The organism is Paenibacillus sp. FSL L8-0494 (genome assembly GCF_038003695.1).
Lineage (GTDB): Bacteria > Bacillota > Bacilli > Paenibacillales > Paenibacillaceae > Paenibacillus_AQ > Paenibacillus_AQ odorifer.
The window spans coordinates 1,400,166-1,418,252 of record NZ_JBBOPQ010000001.1; the positions used below are offsets into that span (position 1 = coordinate 1,400,166).

17 protein-coding genes are annotated in these 18,087 nt (G+C 44.7%); 14 read left to right on the forward strand and 3 right to left on the reverse strand.

Going from position 1 to position 18,087, the window contains the following annotated elements:
- Nucleotides 1–66 precede the first annotated feature (66 nt).
- Complete coding sequence (locus NYE35_RS06255; protein WP_341120420.1) at nt 67–699, forward strand: YigZ family protein; 633 nt, start codon at nt 67–69, stop codon at nt 697–699.
- 3 nt (nt 700–702) lie between these two features.
- A complete protein-coding gene (locus tag NYE35_RS06260; RefSeq protein ID WP_036681739.1) occupies nt 703–1,284 on the forward strand; it encodes a TetR/AcrR family transcriptional regulator in 582 nt (193 codons plus the stop codon).
- Nucleotides 1,285–1,430: 146 nt separating this feature from the next.
- Here the strand turns inward: NYE35_RS06260 and NYE35_RS06265 are convergent, their stop codons facing one another.
- The gene (locus tag NYE35_RS06265) at nt 1,431–1,832 is read right to left on the reverse strand and encodes a secondary thiamine-phosphate synthase enzyme YjbQ (RefSeq protein ID WP_036681742.1); all 402 of its coding nucleotides are present in this window, start codon (nt 1,830–1,832) and stop codon (nt 1,431–1,433) included.
- A 208-nt stretch (nt 1,833–2,040) separates the two neighbouring features.
- On the opposite strand from NYE35_RS06265, the gene cysT reads away from it, so the two are divergent.
- The 7 genes from cysT (at nt 2,041) to NYE35_RS06300 (ending at nt 9,719) form a co-directional block, all read left to right on the forward strand.
- Nucleotides 2,041–2,856: a sulfate ABC transporter permease subunit CysT gene (cysT, locus tag NYE35_RS06270; protein ID WP_076224698.1), complete on the forward strand. Its 816-nt coding sequence runs from the start codon at nt 2,041–2,043 to the stop codon at nt 2,854–2,856.
- Complete coding sequence (locus tag NYE35_RS06275; protein ID WP_341120422.1) at nt 2,853–3,650, forward strand: sulfate ABC transporter permease subunit; 798 nt, start codon at nt 2,853–2,855, stop codon at nt 3,648–3,650. The genes cysT and NYE35_RS06275 overlap by 4 nt, the downstream gene beginning before the upstream one ends.
- Nucleotide 3,651: 1 nt before the next feature.
- Nucleotides 3,652–4,716, forward strand: a complete 1,065-nt coding sequence (locus NYE35_RS06280) for a sulfate/molybdate ABC transporter ATP-binding protein (RefSeq protein ID WP_076104838.1) — start codon at nt 3,652–3,654, stop codon at nt 4,714–4,716.
- A gap of 317 nt (nt 4,717–5,033) precedes the next feature.
- Nucleotides 5,034–6,101: a sulfate ABC transporter substrate-binding protein gene (locus NYE35_RS06285; protein WP_341120425.1), complete on the forward strand. Its 1,068-nt coding sequence runs from the start codon at nt 5,034–5,036 to the stop codon at nt 6,099–6,101.
- A gap of 139 nt (nt 6,102–6,240) precedes the next feature.
- Nucleotides 6,241–7,026: an MBL fold metallo-hydrolase gene (locus NYE35_RS06290; RefSeq protein ID WP_076272044.1), complete on the forward strand. Its 786-nt coding sequence runs from the start codon at nt 6,241–6,243 to the stop codon at nt 7,024–7,026.
- 309 nt (nt 7,027–7,335) lie between these two features.
- Nucleotides 7,336–7,917, forward strand: a complete 582-nt coding sequence (locus tag NYE35_RS06295; protein WP_341120427.1) for a GNAT family N-acetyltransferase — start codon at nt 7,336–7,338, stop codon at nt 7,915–7,917.
- A 17-nt stretch (nt 7,918–7,934) separates the two neighbouring features.
- A complete protein-coding gene (locus NYE35_RS06300; protein WP_341001490.1) occupies nt 7,935–9,719 on the forward strand; it encodes an ABC transporter ATP-binding protein in 1,785 nt (594 codons plus the stop codon).
- A gap of 71 nt (nt 9,720–9,790) precedes the next feature.
- On the opposite strand, the gene NYE35_RS06305 is transcribed toward NYE35_RS06300, so the two are convergent.
- The gene (locus NYE35_RS06305) at nt 9,791–10,594 is read right to left on the reverse strand and encodes a Cof-type HAD-IIB family hydrolase (protein WP_341120429.1); all 804 of its coding nucleotides are present in this window, start codon (nt 10,592–10,594) and stop codon (nt 9,791–9,793) included.
- Between the two features lie 12 nt (nt 10,595–10,606).
- Nucleotides 10,607–11,554, reverse strand: coding sequence for a DMT family transporter (locus tag NYE35_RS06310; protein ID WP_076104833.1), 948 nt, complete (start codon nt 11,552–11,554; stop codon nt 10,607–10,609).
- Between the two features lie 228 nt (nt 11,555–11,782).
- On the opposite strand from NYE35_RS06310, the gene NYE35_RS06315 reads away from it, so the two are divergent.
- From NYE35_RS06315 to NYE35_RS06335, 5 genes are all read left to right on the forward strand, one after another.
- Complete coding sequence (locus NYE35_RS06315) at nt 11,783–12,496, forward strand: metal-dependent hydrolase (protein WP_038569151.1); 714 nt, start codon at nt 11,783–11,785, stop codon at nt 12,494–12,496.
- 59 nt (nt 12,497–12,555) lie between these two features.
- Nucleotides 12,556–14,367: a cache domain-containing sensor histidine kinase gene (locus tag NYE35_RS06320; protein WP_076104832.1), complete on the forward strand. Its 1,812-nt coding sequence runs from the start codon at nt 12,556–12,558 to the stop codon at nt 14,365–14,367.
- Nucleotides 14,360–15,559 carry a response regulator transcription factor gene (locus tag NYE35_RS06325; protein ID WP_051491207.1) on the forward strand — a complete coding sequence of 400 codons (1,200 nt, stop codon included), beginning with the start codon at nt 14,360–14,362 and terminating at the stop codon, nt 15,557–15,559. The genes NYE35_RS06320 and NYE35_RS06325 overlap by 8 nt, the downstream gene beginning before the upstream one ends.
- Nucleotides 15,560–15,748: 189 nt before the next feature.
- Nucleotides 15,749–17,080: an ABC transporter substrate-binding protein gene (locus NYE35_RS06330; RefSeq protein WP_076142159.1), complete on the forward strand. Its 1,332-nt coding sequence runs from the start codon at nt 15,749–15,751 to the stop codon at nt 17,078–17,080.
- A 107-nt stretch (nt 17,081–17,187) separates the two neighbouring features.
- Entirely contained in the window at nt 17,188–18,063 is an 876-nt protein-coding gene (locus NYE35_RS06335) for a carbohydrate ABC transporter permease (RefSeq protein ID WP_038569153.1), read from the forward strand.
- Nucleotides 18,064–18,087 lie beyond the last annotated feature (24 nt).

An 18,087-nucleotide genomic window follows, 5' to 3' on the forward strand; every position in this document is an offset into this window, starting at 1 on the left:
TCCAATACCGGGACTGCTCCTGACATTATATGAAGACATCATATGTAAATAAGGACTGGAATAATTATGTTAGAACACTATCAAACGGTCCGCTCTTCCGGCTCAAAGGAAGTTGTGATCCGCAAATCTCGCTTCATTGGTCATGTTATGCCAGTGGAGAATGAAGAAGAAGCTTTGTTGTTTATCGAGGACATCAAGAAGAAACATTGGAACGCAACGCATAACTGTTCTGCTTATGTGATTGGGGAGAGAGACGAAATCCAGAGGCAATCGGACGACGGGGAGCCGAGTGGTACAGCCGGCAAACCGATTTTGGAAGTAATCCGCAATCAGGGAGTTAAAAATGTCGCAATCGTAGTTACCCGTTATTTCGGAGGCATTATGCTGGGTGCCGGTGGGCTGATTAGAGCTTATACGGATGGAGCAGTGCTTGCGCTTGAAGCAGGAGAAGTAATCACCCGTGTACTGAGACGAGAGGTATTCGTAGAGATCGAGTACACTTGGCTGGGCAAGGTTGAGAACGAACTTCGAGGAAGAGGGATTCAGACTGGCGAGACTTTGTTCACCGACAAAGTAACGTTGTTATGTTTGCCGCGAAATGATGAGGGTGAGACTTTTATGGCATGGATAACAGATCTAACCCAAGGGCAAGCCCTGATAACAGAAGGGCGGCGGATTTACTACAGCGAAGGGGATTAGTATATGGCAAGGAGAGCAGTGGAGCAGGAGTTGTCGAGGGAAAGGATTCTAGAGGCCGCTAGGCATCTATTTATAACCAAAGGGTATCGGGCAATTTCAATGCGAAGTATTGGTCAGCATTTGGGATATAGCCACGGCTCTCTCTATTATCATTTCAAGGAAAAGGCGGAGTTGTTCTACGCTATTGTTGTAGAGGATTTTAATCATGTGGCTGCTTTACTCAGCCAAGTAATGAATAAACCGCCTGAAGAAGGAATGACAAGGGTAGAACAGCTGATTATGGAATTTATTAGATTTGGAATAGATCATCCCTATCAATATGAAATTATGTTCATGATTCGCGATGAGGAATTGCTAGCTTATTGTAGAGCAGAACAGGGACGATGTTTTGATTTATTCTCAAGTATTGTACGCCGTCATATGAAGGAAGAGGGATATGTGTCTGAGGACTGGCAGAATGTGCCGTTAACAATGTTCTTGTCTGCACACGGATTTATTTCTTATTATATCCAGGATAAAGTATCGTTTGACGATGTGAAAGAGGCAGCGTTAGCTCATATAAAGGTTTTATGTCGCAGCCTTTAACATGCTGTTTTTTTTATAGATCTTCACTTTAAAGCTGTGCATTGGTATAACACTGCTTCTCTGCTTGATGAAAGTATTACTAGACTCTAGTTATAGTCTAAATGGCCGCTCCGTAGCGATAACGGAAGCGGCCATTTGTATGTTTATTATCCCTCTACTATTTTTAAGAAACATTGCCGGCGTCTAGGTCCATCGAACTCACAGAAATAAATACCTTGCCAACGACCGAGAATTAATTCACCTTCGTGGATGATCAGGGTCTGGGAAGGCCCGGTAGTAATAGATTTAAGATGAGAGGCAGTATTGCCTTCCGCATGCCGATACTTCGGATGCTCCCAAGGGTAGACCTCATCCAGACGCATCAGAACATCATGCTTCACATCAGGATCCGCATTTTCATTAATAGCAATACCAGCAGTGGTGTGAGGACAATAAACTACAATTAATCCGTCTTGAATTCCACTTTTTTTTACATAAGAAATGACTTCCCGAGTAATATCACGTAATTCATCCCGCTTTGTAGTAGTGATCTCCAGAGTATGCAACATAATCATTCCCCTTCCTGTGAGGTGCCATTTTTTAGTATACCTTTGATACATATATTTTAACCCAAATTCACTTGAAAGTAATTGACGGCGGTGAGAAGGATTTGGTAAAGTAGTAATAATATAAAACCAAGTATATAAATAGGAATAATTAATGAGGATTTTGGTTAGTATACCGACCGGTTATCCGGAGGTGGGAGGGCAAAAATCATTGAATTCGCTGCTTAGACACAAAGGCTGGACTTGGGGTTTCCGAACTACAATTTTGCTCTATTTTGTAGTATTGATCGTGTTGCCCATACTCGGGGTCTATTACAACTCTTTTTCTCTTGGTTTTGGCAATTTTGTGGAAAGCGTCAGCGATCCAATTGCTTGGAAGTCGGTGCTGTTAACCTTAAAGCTGGCGATTATCGCTACTTTAATTAATGTCTTCTTAGGAACTATGATTGCTTGGGTCCTTATTCGTTATCAATTTGCTGGTAAAGCGCTGCTAAACAGTCTGGTCGATTTACCTTTTGCACTTCCAACAGCTGTCGGAGGTTTGATGATTCTACTACTGCTTGGACCAGGTAGTCTTATCGGCAAAGCAGTTGAGGCGCTTGGATTTGAAATTGTTTTTCATCAACCGGCTATCGTAATTGCTATGGTGTTCGTGACGTTTCCATTCGTGATTCGAGCGGTTCAGCCCTTGCTGGAGGAGTTGGATCCATCCGAAGAGGAAGCAGCATATACAATGGGTGCCAAGGGGGCAAGGGTATTCTGGCAAGTTATTCTTCCATCTATGGCGCCTGGGATGATCAGTGGTGGGATGCTCGCATTTTCAAGAGCGCTTGCGGAATTTGGTGCAGTGGTACTCGTCGCGGGGAATATTCCGGGCCGTACGCTTGTATCTTCTGTTTTTATTTTTGGTGAAGTTGAAAGTGATAATCCGGTCTCCGCCGCTGCGGTTTCTGTTATTCTCTTGACTTTATCCTTTCTCATTCTTTGGCTGATTAATATGCTGCAGATGCGGGGGAGACGCTCATGAGGAAATTATGGATTGCTCTTACTTATTTAGTGTTTTTTCTGCTGATTGCTGCTCCATTAGGAAAAATGGCTATGGGTGCTTTTAGTGAAGGATTTGGTGGATTCTGGAATGCACTGACTAGGCCCGAAGCGCTGCATGCGCTAATGATGACTGGGCTTGTTGTGATAGTAGTTACGTTATTAAATACATTGTTCGGTATTATGATGGCTCTGTATCTTGTTCGGGCGAACTGGATCGGCAAGCGTCTAAAAGGATTATTGAACAGTATTGTAGATTTGCCTTACGCAGTATCTCCTGTAATCGGAGGATTGATGATTGTCCTGTTGCTGGGTCCCGATAGTACCTTGGGGGCGATTTTTGAGGGGATTGGACTAAAGATCGTTTATGCGATTCCCGGATTGATCATTGCCACTTTATTTGTTACCTTTCCTTTAATGGTGCGCGAGGTGATGCCGGTGCTTCAGGAGATTGGTTCACAGCAGGAGGAAGCGGCTTCGACATTGGGCGCTCGTAGCTGGACTATTTTTTGGAAGGTAACTTGGCCTTCGATTCGTTGGGCGGTTGTGTATGGTGTCATTCTTACGGTGGCACGTTCACTTGGAGAGTTCGGCGCGGTGCTCGTAGTTTCGGGGAACATTATGAACAAAACTCAGACGGCGACAACTTTAGTCTATCAGGATGTTGAGAATTTTAATGTGACGGCTGCTGGAGGAATAGCGCTAGTTCTGGCTGCATTTTCCGCAGGTCTGCTGCTGTTGATGGAATGGACCAAGAGAAGAAAGGAAGTGCAGTAATATGCATGTAGAAGTGCGGGGGTTAAACAAGCATTTTGGAGATTTTCATGCGGTCAAGGACGTCAATTTCACCATTACAAAAGGTCACCTGATTGGTTTGCTCGGCCCAAGTGGAGGCGGGAAAACCTCAATTCTACGTATGCTGGCGGGACTGGAGTCACCGGATACCGGAGAGATTATTTTTCATGGTCAGACGGTGAACAATCTTCCTCCTCAAGAACGTGGGATCGGCTTCGTCTTCCAGAACTATGCACTCTTCAAACATATGACTGTTTTTGATAATATCGCTTTTGGCTTAAAGGTTAAAAAGGCTAACAAAACAGCTATCCGCGATCGCGTTATGGAACTTGTAGAGCTTACAGGGTTAAAAGGGTTCGAGAAACGTTATCCGCATCAGCTATCAGGGGGACAACGTCAGCGTGTGGCTTTTGCACGTGCGCTTGCGCCTGAACCACAGCTGCTGCTTTTAGATGAACCTTTTGCCGCTATTGATGCGAAGATCCGCCAGGAGCTGCGCGCTTGGCTGCGTGAACTGATTGAGCGTGTAGGTATCACCTCTATTTTCGTAACCCATGACCAAGATGAAGCGATTGAAGTAGCGGATGAAATCATGATTATTAATCAAGGACGCTTGGAACAAAAGGGTACCCCGTGGGATATTTACAAGGAGCCTAAAACACCGTTCGTGGCAACATTTATCGGTGAATCTACGCTGATTGAGAACGCTTCTGAGGTTAAAGGCTTTACAGGTGCGGGGGACGGCAAGCCTACCAAAGCACTGATTCGTCCTGAATATATTGAAGTGGGAAACCTGCATGAGTTCAAGATGGCTTCTGCCACGGAAAAAGGTGTTGTGAAACATCTGCATTTCCGCGGAAGCGAATGGCTCGTTGAGGTTGAAGTAAATGGCCACAAGCTGGTCACCTACCGTTCGTTGGAGAAAGAAACCTTGCAGCCGGGTCAGGAAATTTCAGTACTGGTACATCGGGCTTATCTGTTTAATGATGAGCGCAGCTGGATCCAGGAGAACAACCTGAAAGAAGATCCAATGCCGATTTTTATTTAAAAATAAATAAAATGATTTTCAATTTTTTTTGATAGTAGCGAATGTGATGAGCTAGGATTAGAGGAACTGATGTGAAGGTAAGAAGTAATGAAGTGGAAGTTTGGAACTGTAGGAGCGGAGTGACCGCCTTTGTTTCCGGATTTAATCCGCTGAGAATATAAAATCAATAAATCTGGGAACAACAGCGGCCGAAAGTCCAAACATTCCACGTAATTACGGCAAAGACCAAACGTTGGTTACTTGAATTTTAAGTTTCAGCCATAGAGCTACTTTCAAGGAAATATTAAAAATCATTACCTCGAAGGATGTGGGCCGCAATGAATTTCAAAAGGAGCAGACAACTGCACGGATGTTTTGCTGCCCTAATGCTGGCCATACTCACGCTGACAGCAGTCGGTTGCGGGGATGAGAAGGCAGTTACGACGATGGCAGAGCCTTCGAAGCAAGGGGATGTTACGCTGGTAATTGGCGCATACAGTGTGGCTAAGGATGCAATGCAGGATATTTTGCCGTTATTTGCTGCGAAGTGGAAAGCGGATACGGGTCAGGATATTAGTTTTCAGGAGTCTTATGAGGCTTCAGGGACACAGGCACGAGCGATTGTAGGTGGATTTGAAGCGGATGTGACGCTGCTAGCCATGGAAGGTGATGTCGAGAAGCTAGTTAAGGCTGGACTCGTAACGCCGACATGGAAAGAGCAGGGTGAACAAGGTATGGTGACACGTTCAGTAGTTGCTCTTGGTACCCGCGAGGGAAATCCCAAAGGCATTCGCGATTTTTCGGACTTAGCCAAGCCGGGGATTAAAGTGTTATATCCCAACCCGAAGACCTCTGGTGGTGCGCAATGGGATATCAACGCGATCTATGGGGCTGGTCTTAAGCTGTCAGAGGAGCAGGAGGGCGCAAAGGATCCAGCAGCAGCCAAAGCTTTTTTGGAAAGTATCCATGCCAATGTAGAGTCTCTGGATAAAAGTGGCCGCGCTTCTATGGCAGCCTTCGAGTATGGAGTGGGGGATGTAATTGTCACCTATGAGAACGAACTGCTGGCGCGGATTGCCCAGGGAGTCAAATACGAAGTTATTATTCCTAAAAATACAATTCTGATTGAGAATCCGGCGGCTGTTGTAGAGAAATATGCGGATGAGCATGGGACACGCATAGCATCAGAAGCACTGGTTGATTTTTTGATAACCCCACAGGCACAAGAGATCTTTGCAAAATATGGCTTTCGTCCCGTGGATAAACAAGTCTATGCTGAGCACAAAAGCGATTACCCTGATCCGGCGGGCCTCTTTGATATTAACTATTTAGGAGGCTGGGATGAGGTGCGAAGCTCACTTTATTCCAAGCGTGGAATTTGGTATCAGGTACTTGCCGGAATATAAGGTAGAGGTATAACAAAAGAGTCATCCCAGCAGTTCTTCTGTGGTGGGGATGGCTTTTTTTGGTGGGTCTCTTTAAGATAGAGAGAGGGTAATTTAGATTTATTACTTCGTTGAAGAGAACCTGAAGGAGAGATAACAGATGGATACGTTGGTGTTTTTGGGTACAGGGGATGCCATGGGGGTTCCTCGGGTATATTGCAGCTGTGAGACCTGTACAGAGGCAAGGGAACAGGGGGAAAATATTCGCCTGCGCTCTTCTGTACTTATAGATAATGGCAGTGACTTTTTAGTGATCGATTGTGGGCCTGACTGGCGGCGTCAGATGGAAGCGCAGGGAGTACGAAATATGCGCAGACTGCTGGTGACGCACGCTCATTTTGACCATATTGGTGGGCTGCCGGAATGGGCGGATGCCTGCCGCTGGATGGGATATAAAGGCCAGCTCTATGCCCCAGCAGAAGTGATTCCGATTATTGAGCGGCAATATCCATGGCTGCGCAATCAGATCGAGATGATTCCTTGTGATGAAGGCATAGAGCTAGACGGCTGGACAATAGATACCTGGAAAGTTAACCATGGCAAAAATGGATACTCGTATGCTTTTCGTCTGGAGAAGGAGGGCTATGTATGGGTGTATTGTCCAGATTCCATTTCTCTAGGAGCTGAAGAGACACGCCTGATGCATGGAGCTGACTTGCTGGTCTTAGGTACAAGCTTTTATTACGAAGCAGCGGAGTTATCCACTCGTTCTGTATATGATATGACGGAAGCTGCGGAGCTGCTGCAAACTGTGAAGCCTCAAAAGGCAATCTATACCCATATGTCGCATGATGTGGATATGAGAAAATCATATATTTTACCGGAAAATGTTACGCTGGCCGAGACGGGGATGAGAATACCCTTAGGATCTTCAGATGAAATTTAGGTAAAAAGAAAACTCCCTTCATTTGCTGGAAGGGAGTTTTCTTGATCTTATTTAAACCTGTTATATTCCGCCTTGTTGAATCTGTTTAATTAACTCTTCAAGCCAATAAATGGAGTGGTCCGCTTTAGTTGAGATATTCACTAAATCAAAAAGGGACATCATTCGGGCAACTTCAGCCTGTTGATGTTCCTTTTGTGATTTCTATTGCATTCAGTATTCAGATCCCGATATATACTATATAATCAAAAAGCATATCGTATTATTTTTACATATTTAGAATAATTATCATCGTCAGAGGAGGAGTACGAAGTGGCTGACTCCAAGGATCCAATCCTGCTTGATTTTCCCGAGAGTTTTGAAACAGAGAGGCTGCTCATTCGTGCCCCTTTATGGGGAGATGGAGTTAGCATGAATGAGGCTATCCGTGAAAGTATAGATGAATTGAGACCTTGGATGGCTTTTGCTCAAGTAATACCCACATTAGAAGAATCAGAGAAAGTTACTAGAGAAGGCAGACTGGAGTTTCTAAAAAGGTATAAGCTACATATGCGTATTTTTAGAAGGGATACGGAGGGTTTTATCGGCTGCATTAGCCTGCATCATCTAAACTGGGAACTCCGCAATTTTGAGATTGGTTATTGGATCCGGAGCGCCTGTGCAGGCAAAGGATATATGACAGAAGCCGTAAATGGAATCACCAATTTTGCCATACGGGAACTAGGGGTGAATCGTCTCGAAATCTTTTGTAGTGCACGAAATATCAAAAGTGCCGCGGTAGCCGAACGTGCGGGTTTTACACTGGAGGGGATCCTGCGCAGTACGAGTCTTGGGCATGATGGGGAATGGCATGACAGTAAGGTGTTCGCTAAGGTTAGAGGTATAGAATTTTAAGTGAGAGGGCTGGTTCTTTGAAGCAGAAAGGCGTATTTTCAAGATTAAGTACATATATGTTAAGGCACAAGCTCTTATATACGATTTTATTATTTACGACTTTATTTGGGATTGTTCTGGATTTAACGATTGCTTGGCTGCTCTCAGTAATTACGGATGCTGCGGTTAGACTCGATGTGAAAGCTTTTAAAGGGCTGGTTATTTTCGGATTAATCTACTTATTAGTGAGTGCAATTAACGGTTTCATCGATCGATATTTCAAAAATAAAATCTCTGCCAAGATCAGAAATGAGCTGCGGTTGGATATGATGCGGCATGCCTTAGCTCTTCCTCAGTCTTATTTTGACCGTAATCATTCTGGGGATTTATTGTCCCGCTTTACTAATGATAATCAATCTGTTGGTAATGCTGCAGGCGAGGTAATGATTGATCTAATCCGTAACCCTTTACTAGCCCTCGCGGCTTTTGGTTATTTGCTCTATATTAACTGGTTACTGGCATTGATCTGTTTTGCAATGGGGCCTTTGATGTTCCTTACGGGAAAAATCTTCGGTTCAGCGATGCGTGAGAACAGTGTGAAGATTCAGACTAATATGAGTAAGATTACTTCCTTTTTACATGACATTCTAGGCAGTAGTATGGTGTTTAAATCCTTTAGCATTGAACGCAGACTAATGAAGCAATATCAGGAGCATAGTGAGAATATTACTTCTGAAGAATTAAAACGGGGAAGAATTGAGGGAGCTACTGGCTCATTCTCCTCTTTTTTGGGAAACTTTACGTTTCTTCTGGCGCTGGTCGTGGCTGGTTATTTTGTGGCAAAAGGATCACTTGAGGTCGGTGCGATGATTGCTTTCATCCAGCTCATGAATTATTTAGTAATGCCGTTCTCGTCATTGCCGGGACTGATCAATTCGATGCAGCAATCACTTGGGGCGGCGGGACGGATCTTTGAGGTGTTGGATAGCCCGGTGGAGGTTGAGACCCTTCCAGAAGTGGAGACTAAGCAACCAGAATTTGAGAGTATGGTTATGTCGTCGATCTCTTTCTCGTATCCGGGAGCAGAGAGACAAAGTATAAACAAGATTAGCTTAGAGCTTCAAAAGGGAACACAGATGGCGGTTGTGGGACCGAGTGGTGGAGGTAAATCTACGCTTTTTAAACTATTGCTGGGATTGTATGAACCCGATGAAGGCGAAGTAATAATCAATGGGCAGCGGATCAACGAGATGAGTCTGGCTAAGCTTAGAAGTTATTTTTCCTATGTGCCGCAAGAGGCAGGTCTTTATACGGGAAGCATTCGTGATAATATCCGGAATGGAAATCCAGAGGCGGATGAGCAAGAAATTCTGGAAGCTTTGCGAAAAGCGAATGCCTATGATTTTGTAATGGAATTGCCTGAGGGACTGGATACTGATATTGGTGAGGAAGGCTCACGACTGTCCGGGGGACAACGTCAGCGGCTATCCATTGCAAGAGCAATTCTGAGAAACGCTCCTATTCTGCTGTTGGATGAAGCTACTGCTGCACTTGACAATGAATCAGAAAAACTGGTGCAGCAGGCTATTCGTAAACTAATGGGAGATAAAACTACACTCGTTATCGCGCACCGTTTATCTACGATTCAGAACGCTGATATCATTCTCGTGATGGAGAATGGTGAAATTGTAGAGAGTGGAACGCATGAGGTACTGCTTGCTGCCGAAGGAAGATATAATGATTTGTACTATTCTCAGCTAGAGCAGGAAGAAGAGAGTGGAATGGGACCCGAGAAAGTGGAATTAGCTTCTACAGGAGTTTGAGTTTTGGAATAAAAAGGGGTGCAGCAACGTCATGAAATATGGCGTTGCTGCACCCTTTTGCTTAAGGAAGTTTAGTTCACTTTATTAAGAATGAATTTATCAATCGCATATTTCACGCCATCGTCATTATTGCTTAGGGTCACAAAATCAGCGATTTCTTTCAGAGCAGGAATAGCATTCTCCATAGCGACGCCAAGTCCGGCAGCTTCCAGCATCTCATGGTCGTTCCAAGAATCGCCTACAGCGATGGTCTCGGAAAGATCACAGCCGTAATGTTTGGCTAGGAATTCAAGTGCAATGCCCTTGGTTCCTTCATGATGCATGATTTCCAGAAAGTGTGGTTTGGATTTGGTAATATGCACGGAATCACCAAGCAATTCATGCAGGATTGGAGCCAGTTCATCCAAGAAATCAGGATCATCGATAATTAGCATTTTTGGTGTTTTTTGCGGGACAAGCTTTTCCCAGTCAGGCTCAATAAAATATTGCGTTTTATTCAAGTCCGTATAGTCTTTGATCTTTTTGTTGTCTTCACGGGCATATAGCTTGTCGTCAATGTAAGTTTGCAGATGCAGATTATGCTCCACGCAGTAAGTGAACAGCTTGCGGACTGCATCTTGCGGGACGTAACGCTCATACAGTACTTTTTCATCGAGCAAGTTCTTAACGAGTGCACCCTGGTAAGTAATGATAGGTACGTTTAGTCCAGTTTGACGGGCAATGGCTTGAGCGGAAGCGTAAGCACGGCCTGTAGCAAGGGTTACAACAACACCTGCGGCAACTGCCTCTTCAAGCGCAGTTTGGGTAGCGGGTGTTACTTCCTTGTCATCATTAATCAGAGTGTCATCAATATCAATCGCGATCAATTTGTACATTTGTCTCTCTCCTTATCTCTTTCTAAATAAATGTAATTTGGAAAAATAACTCTTCTTATGTTGATTCTGACCCGGTTCCGGGCTCAGCTCTGCCATAAGCATAGCCCCCAGAATACAACCACAACCGAGCAGAGCGGACAACCCGAGTGTTTCCCCGCCAAAGGCTAAACCCGTCAGAACGGCAAATACCGGTTCTGTGGCATAAATAATGGCTACCCGCGATGGGGTAGTATATTTCTGACAGGCGGTTTGAATCCAGAAGGCAAAAGCGCTGGTTGGCCCAATGGAGATCAGCAGAGCCCAAAGCACATCTGGGTCCTTAATCAGCTCCCCGCTGTGGGCGAGCGGTGTTGCCCCTTCAAAAATAAGCGAGGCAGCAATACTGAACAGCCCAACGAAAGCAAGCTGCAGAGTAGCTAGCGGCAACGCCGGATAATGAGGTGCATAAACGCCAGTATAGGCTACCTGTAACGCAAAAGCTATGGCACATAGAAGAATCAAGGCATCGCCTTTATTCAAGGATAATGCAGAGCCCGTGAACGTCAACAGATAAAGCCCGATTGCGGCGAGTGCTGCACTGAACCAAGTGTATCGTGAAATCGCATGCTTCAATAGGGCTAGAGACAGAAAGGGAACTAGGACAACTGATAGCCCGGTAATAAAGCCGGTATTAGAGGTTGTTGTATATAGAAGTCCCATAGTCTGAAAGCCATAGCCCAAAAACAAAAAAAGGCCAAGCAGCAGAGAATCGCGTACCATGCGGAAACTTAGCTGTTTCCAATCCTTGCGGTAAAAAATAACTGTGATTAGAGCCAGCAACAGGGCAGCGCCCATAAAGCGGATGCTATTAAACGCGAGTGGTGGCAGCACCTTGACAGCATTTTGTACAATCAGAAAGGTACATCCCCACATCATCGCCACCAATAGCAGGCTAAAATCGGCTATACGGGAACGCTTCACTACTTAGGTCATCCTTTCTTCAGCAGCTGCCGTCTCTATGTAGACGACAAGGTCAAGTTGTCCAAATTGTATCGTATATTCATGGGGAGGACAAGATAGAAATCGCGCAAAGGCTTATATACTAAGCGATTTCAGCGTTTTATGTAGACAAAAAAACCGGGTCTTGATATACTTCGATAACCGTACATTTGTTCTTGTTTTTGCATCTTAGAAAGGAGCGGTTTCACTATGATGGGCAGATCCCATTTAATTATCAGCACCGGGGTTACCCTATCTGTTATGAGTTTGATGGCCCATGAGATTACAATCCCGGTTATTGCCGTCGCGGCATTAAGTTCGCTCCTGCCAGACATTGATGAACCGAATTCGTTACTGGTACGCAAGGCGATTCCTGACTTTCTGCTCAGGATACTACAGGTTGCTTTGATAGGAGCAGCGATTTATCTTTATTTTGCAGGAATCGTTGAAAGCCCTTGGAATATTGTACTGGCCCTACTTGTGGGGAGTGTAACTTTCCTGCCGGGAAGAAAGCTGCGGCATCTGGTGATGGTACTAATCGCTACTGCGGTATTTGCATACGGAGGGGCGTATGATCCTTGGAACTACATAGTAGCTTGTATACTCGTAGTTACATCACTTGTCCCGCATCGTGGATTGACTCATACCTTATATGCTGTTGCAGGCTGGAGCACTTTATTGTATTTTGCTTCATCGGGTATACAGGATGGTGGCAGTCTATGGATAGCAGGCGGCATGTCTTATGCGCTTCATCTATTGGCCGACTCTCTCACCCAAAGGGGAATTACGCCCCTGCCGCCCATTCCATTTAAGCTGCGTCTAAAGCTAATGAGTACAGGCACGAAAAAAGGTGGAGCTGTAGAGAATGTTTTTATCCTGCTCACACTCGCCCTAGTTGTATATGTATTTATACTTTCTCCTTGAGATTTACGGATATGAAGCACATAATGAATTACCGCTAGAACACACAGGAGGCGGCTGTTATGCGGGGGGATTCCTTAGTGAAGTGGTTTGGAAGATTGCAGATTCGTAATAAAATAATCCTTATTTTTATACCGTTGATCATTTTTCCATTGCTTGCTTTAGGCTTGCTCTCAGGGCAGATGTTCAGCCGTTCGATGATCGAAAAGGCTAAGTACAATTTTAAAGATGAATCCAAGCTCATCATGCAGCAAATAGATACGATTGTAAAAAATACGGAGAGCAGTGCCAACATTATAACTACCGACATCCATCGGATGTATGCTGAACGTCCGTTGTTATCCTCGACAGTGGAGCAGACGCGGTTTCGCAATTTAATGCAGAGCCAGCTTTCTATCGATCTGATTATTTTTCCGGATGTCGACTCTGCTGTATTTGTGGATACGGAAGGGCAGATATATTCCTCTTACGCCTACGGTAATCCTAACGAGCAGAAGGTATTCACCAGCGATATGCTGGAGAAGGCTAAAGAAAAAGGCAGCTACGGAGTTAACCGTTGGCTTCCCATGGAGCAGAGAGATTATCTGGTTAGTGATCCGGCAGTTCCGGTGCTCACACTGAGTAAAGTCGTGTACAATCTTAAAACGGGCAACCTAATAGGTACATTATTTGTGAACGTAAAAGAAGATGCTCTCTCTGCTTTTCTGGAAACCGCTAGAGAAACCTCTTCGGACAAGAAATATTTTATAGTAGACGGAACGCAAAGGACCGTGTCCACCCCTGATAAATCAAAGCTTCTACTGAAGCCTGAGGACAGACTGAACGGCAGTCTTAGGAAGACGGGAAGCTCTGTCTCGGAAATTATCGGCAAGGGGAGCGGGCGAGAGCTGGTCACTGTGACGTATTATGATAAGCTGAATTGGAAGCTTGTGAATACGATTTCGCTGCAGAAGTTAACTGCGGATATTCACCGTAATATAACGTTAACTATATTCGTGGGAATAGGATGCCTGTTACTGTCTCTGCTGCTTGCAGGAAAGCTGTCACAGATTATCGTAAATCCGCTTCTTCAAGTGACGAAGGCGATGCGTAAAGTAAGGGAAGGCGATCTGAATGTCACCTCACCAGTGACTACAGAGGATGAGACTGGGCTAATCTCCACCGTATTCAATTCCATGGTTGGTCGTATTCAGGAGCTGATGCGGACGATTACAAACGAACAAGTCCGGAAACGTGAATATGAACTAGCTCTGATCCATGCCCAGATTAAACCCCATTTTCTGTACAACACACTGGATACGATTTATGTACTCAACGATTTGGAGCTTAATGAAGCAGCTCGGGATACGACCAAGGCACTGGCAGATTTCTATCGGGTTGTTCTTAGCAAAGGGAACGAGGTTATTCCACTGTCCGAGGAAGTATCAAATGCAGCTGATTATTTGGCTATTATGCAGGTTCGCAACCCCGACGTATTACGTTACGAGATTAATATCCCGAAATTTCTCGAAGGAGTCAAGGTACCCAAATTGTCCCTGCAGCCGCTCATCGAGAATGCAATCTACCATGGATTAAAAACAAAGGGCAGTCAGGGGCTAATCTCAATAGAGGCTTATACACACGGAAGAGAAGTTATCATTACCGTGGAGGATAACGGTGTTGGCATGTCCGGGGAGCAGGTGTCGCGGATTGTAGAATACCGCTCACGAGAAGGAAAACCGGCATCCATTGGCATTTACAGCGTTCATGAACGGATTAAGCTGTATTTTGGAGAACCATATGGCCTATCGGTAGAAAGTAAACTGGGAAAAGGTACTGTTATGAAAATGACGATTCCCGGTACGGAAGCGCAGGGGGGCAGCGTAGATGTATAAAGTGATGGTTGTAGATGACGAGCCGCTGTTTCGTTATTATATGCGGACCAAGCTGGATTGGAGTAAATATGATTTCAGTGTCTGTGGTGAAGCGTCAAATGGCAGAGAAGCGCTGGAAGAAGCGGAACGGACGAAACCAGATTTGGCTTTAGTGGACATTAGTATGCCCTATATGGACGGTATGGAGCTGGTTACCCGGTTACAGGCCAATGCTCCTGATATGCTTATTGTTTTTGTAACAGGGCACAATGAATTTGATTATGCACAAAAAGCGATTCGCTTAGGTGTACAAGATTATTTATTGAAACCGTTTAACCAGCAAGAGTTTAACGAGATGATGATCAAGGTGAAGCAGCGCCTTCAGTCACATAAAATAGGTGCACGCAAAGCTGGGAAGCCGGAAATAATTGCAGAAGGAACGGCTTCCAATAAGCTCTTTCCACTCCAAATGGACGAGCAGAATTCCTCTGAAGGGATAGAGGAGTTCTCCTTTCCATCCAAAGAAATCACTCATCTTGGAATTCAGGATGCCATGCTGATGGCGTTAAAGATGGGGGATGGCGATGCAGCGGCGAAGGACATAAGCAAATTAATTGAGATTCTACGACGCCAGAGAGGGGGAGGCAGCTATTCCTTTACTCTATTAATGAGTATAGTATCCCTTTGCCTTGCCTATGCTGGAGAAAGAGGGATCAATCCGGAAAGTCTCTGGAAACCAGCAGGTTCACCGGAGCAGCGGCTACGGGAGATGGATAACTGGGATGAGACTGAAAGCTGGATAAAAGGCTTGTACAGTAAAGTCATTGATCAAGGTCGTGAGCACCGCCCCTCTAAGTCGTACAATTTATTCATTGCCGCCAAAGAGTACATCCGGGAGCATTATTCCGATTGTGAGCTGACAGTTGACCAGGTGGCGAATGGCGTTTATGTAGATACCAGCTATTTACGGAAGGTTTTTCGAAAAGAAGGTGGAATCTCTGTACTTGATTTCATTACCTATACTCGTATGAAGCAGGCCAAGGAACTGCTTGCTGGAGGAAATGTGAGACTGTCTGAAATCGCCGGTAAAGTGGGCTATAATGACCCGAATTATTTCAGTAAATGCTTTAAAAAACACTATGGCATGCCGCCGTCTGAATTTGAGCAGCTGGCTGCCCGTTCCCGCCATATTGGCGTTAATAATGAAATTTAATAAACATATTTGGTGGCGGCTCTCTGGTGAGGCCGCTTTCATTTTGTCCTGTTTATTACCGATTGTGCCCGATATGGCTCTTTTTGGGTCTTCAAGGCTCAAATATAATAGAAACAGGACGATGAAAACGCTAACAAATAGCGGATTCAACTAGCTCCACTAAATAGAGCATCAGAAAGGGGATTCATTATGAGCAACAAGCTATTCAGAACACTGGGGGTTGCAACCGTTTTATCCTTAGCTTTCTCACTTACAGCCTGTGGTGGTAACAATGCCGGAAACGGTGGTTCAACCTCTGAAGGTTCCAATACGACCGCTGGGAATACCGATAAGAAAATTCAAATAAAAATTTATGCACAGCATTTTGACGAAGATACTTCAAAGCCATTTGATTATGCCGTAGAGGAATTAAAAAAGGAAATGCCGGAGGTGGAGATTGTACTGGATGAGGCTGTTCAAGATGGCTACCAGAAGCTGAAAACATATGCCGCGACTGGGAACATGCCGGATATTTATGAAACAGACTGGCCTACGCTGCAAACCTTCGCCAAATCTAAAAATGTCGAGCTGCTTGATGAATACCAAGCCACCAAAGATTTCAAAGCGAATCTAAACACAGGGAATGAGTCCCGTCTAATTGCCCCAGACGGTCATGTATACGCATTCCCATATACGGGAATTGAATTCCAAATGTTGTTTTACAACAAGGATATCTTTAAAGAGGTAGGCATCGAGATGCCGATCAAGACGATCGATCAGTTGGCTGAAGCGGCTAAGAAGCTTTCTACAGCAGGGTATACACCGCTCTCAATTTTCGCGAAGGAGAAATGGATCACTACTTCTTTTTATAGCGGACTTGTGACTCGTGAGGAGACGAAAGGGTTTGGCCCACTCGAAACGAAGGGAACGACAACATTGCCTTCGCCTTATGTAACAGCAGCAGAACAAATGAAGAAGCTGGAAGAAGCAGGCTTGTTCGACGTCAATGCTACGAATACCAATTATGATCAAGCTTCATCTTTGTTCTACCAAGGAAAAGCTGGCATGTTCGTCAACGGTCAGTGGGAAATCTACAGCAGTGCTGAGAAGCTTGGGGATAAAGTGGATTGGATGTACTGGCCAGCTAAGGACGAAGCGACTTATGAGAACAACAAAATGTACATTAACGGTGCAGGAGGTCCTGGTGGCTTTGCCGTTTCTCCAAGCAGCAAGAATGTAGAGACTGCAGTGAAAGTAGCTAGTTTCATCGCACAAAAATATAGCGAATACAAATATACACAGCTGGGTAGCCCGATCGTAGCGACTAAAGTGGATAAAGAAATGACCGGTAAAGTGCCTGCCATGATGAAAAGAATCGCTGAAGAAGTGCTGCCAAACGTGAAGGGGTACGCCAATGCGGTAAGCAGTGTTCAAATTAAAAATGCACTGGACGACAATACACAAAATATGTTGATCGAAGGATTCTCGGCTAAGCAGTTCACGGATAACATGAACCGAGTGCTGAACAAAGAAAATAAATAATTAGAGAAATAAAATAAATAAAAATTGGTCCATGCCCTGCAGCTCACCCGGATCGAGCCCTTATATCGGGTGAGCAGCTTGGCAAGGAAGGAGTGGAATCTTACCGCATGCATAAATACTTAGGTAATAAGAAAGCCATAATGCTGTTTCTGCTTCCCGCTCTGCTGATTTATAGCGTAGTGATTATCTATCCAGTGCTTCAATCCTTTTATCGTAGCTTTTTCGAGTGGGACGGGCTCAGTACGGCTACTTTTAACGGATTGTCCAACTATGTAGAGATGTTTGATGATCCATTGCTTTTGACATCCCTTCGTAACGGCCTTATTTTTGCACTGGTACTCGCTGTATTTCAGATCGGATTGGGAACCATTCTTGCGCTTGCCTGTGCCGATCCGCGAATCAAAGGGCGTAAGTTGTTGAAAACAGCTTATTTTATTCCCGTAGTTCTGTCGGTTACGGTTGTTTGTCAGCTATGGATTGCCATCTACGATCCGAATAACGGATTGATCAATAGGCTTTTTGAAATTTTGCATATTCCTTATCAACAAAACTGGCTTACTTCTCCAACCACATCCATAATTGCGATTGCCTTTGTTAATGCCTGGCAGTTCATGGGTTACCAGTTCAGTCTTTTATATGCGGGGGTTAAATCTGTCCCTGAGCAGTACATGGAAGCTGCCACGATTGACGGTTGCTCCAAATGGATGGCGCATCGTAAGGTGACAATTCCAATGATGAAGGAGACGTTCAAATTCTGTCTGATCATTGCCATTACTTCAGGAATCGGTGCTTTTGTACAAATGTTGATTATGACTAACGGCGGACCGGGAACGAGTAACTATACGCTTACCTTTATGATTTATCGTTATGCATTCTTGGAAAGCAACTACGGCTATGCCTGTGCGGTATCGGTTGTGCTTGTCCTTCTGTCGCTTCTGGCCACCATTATTATCAACAAGACATTTGACCGAAATGAAGCATAAGGCAGTACGCCGGAAAGGAAAAGG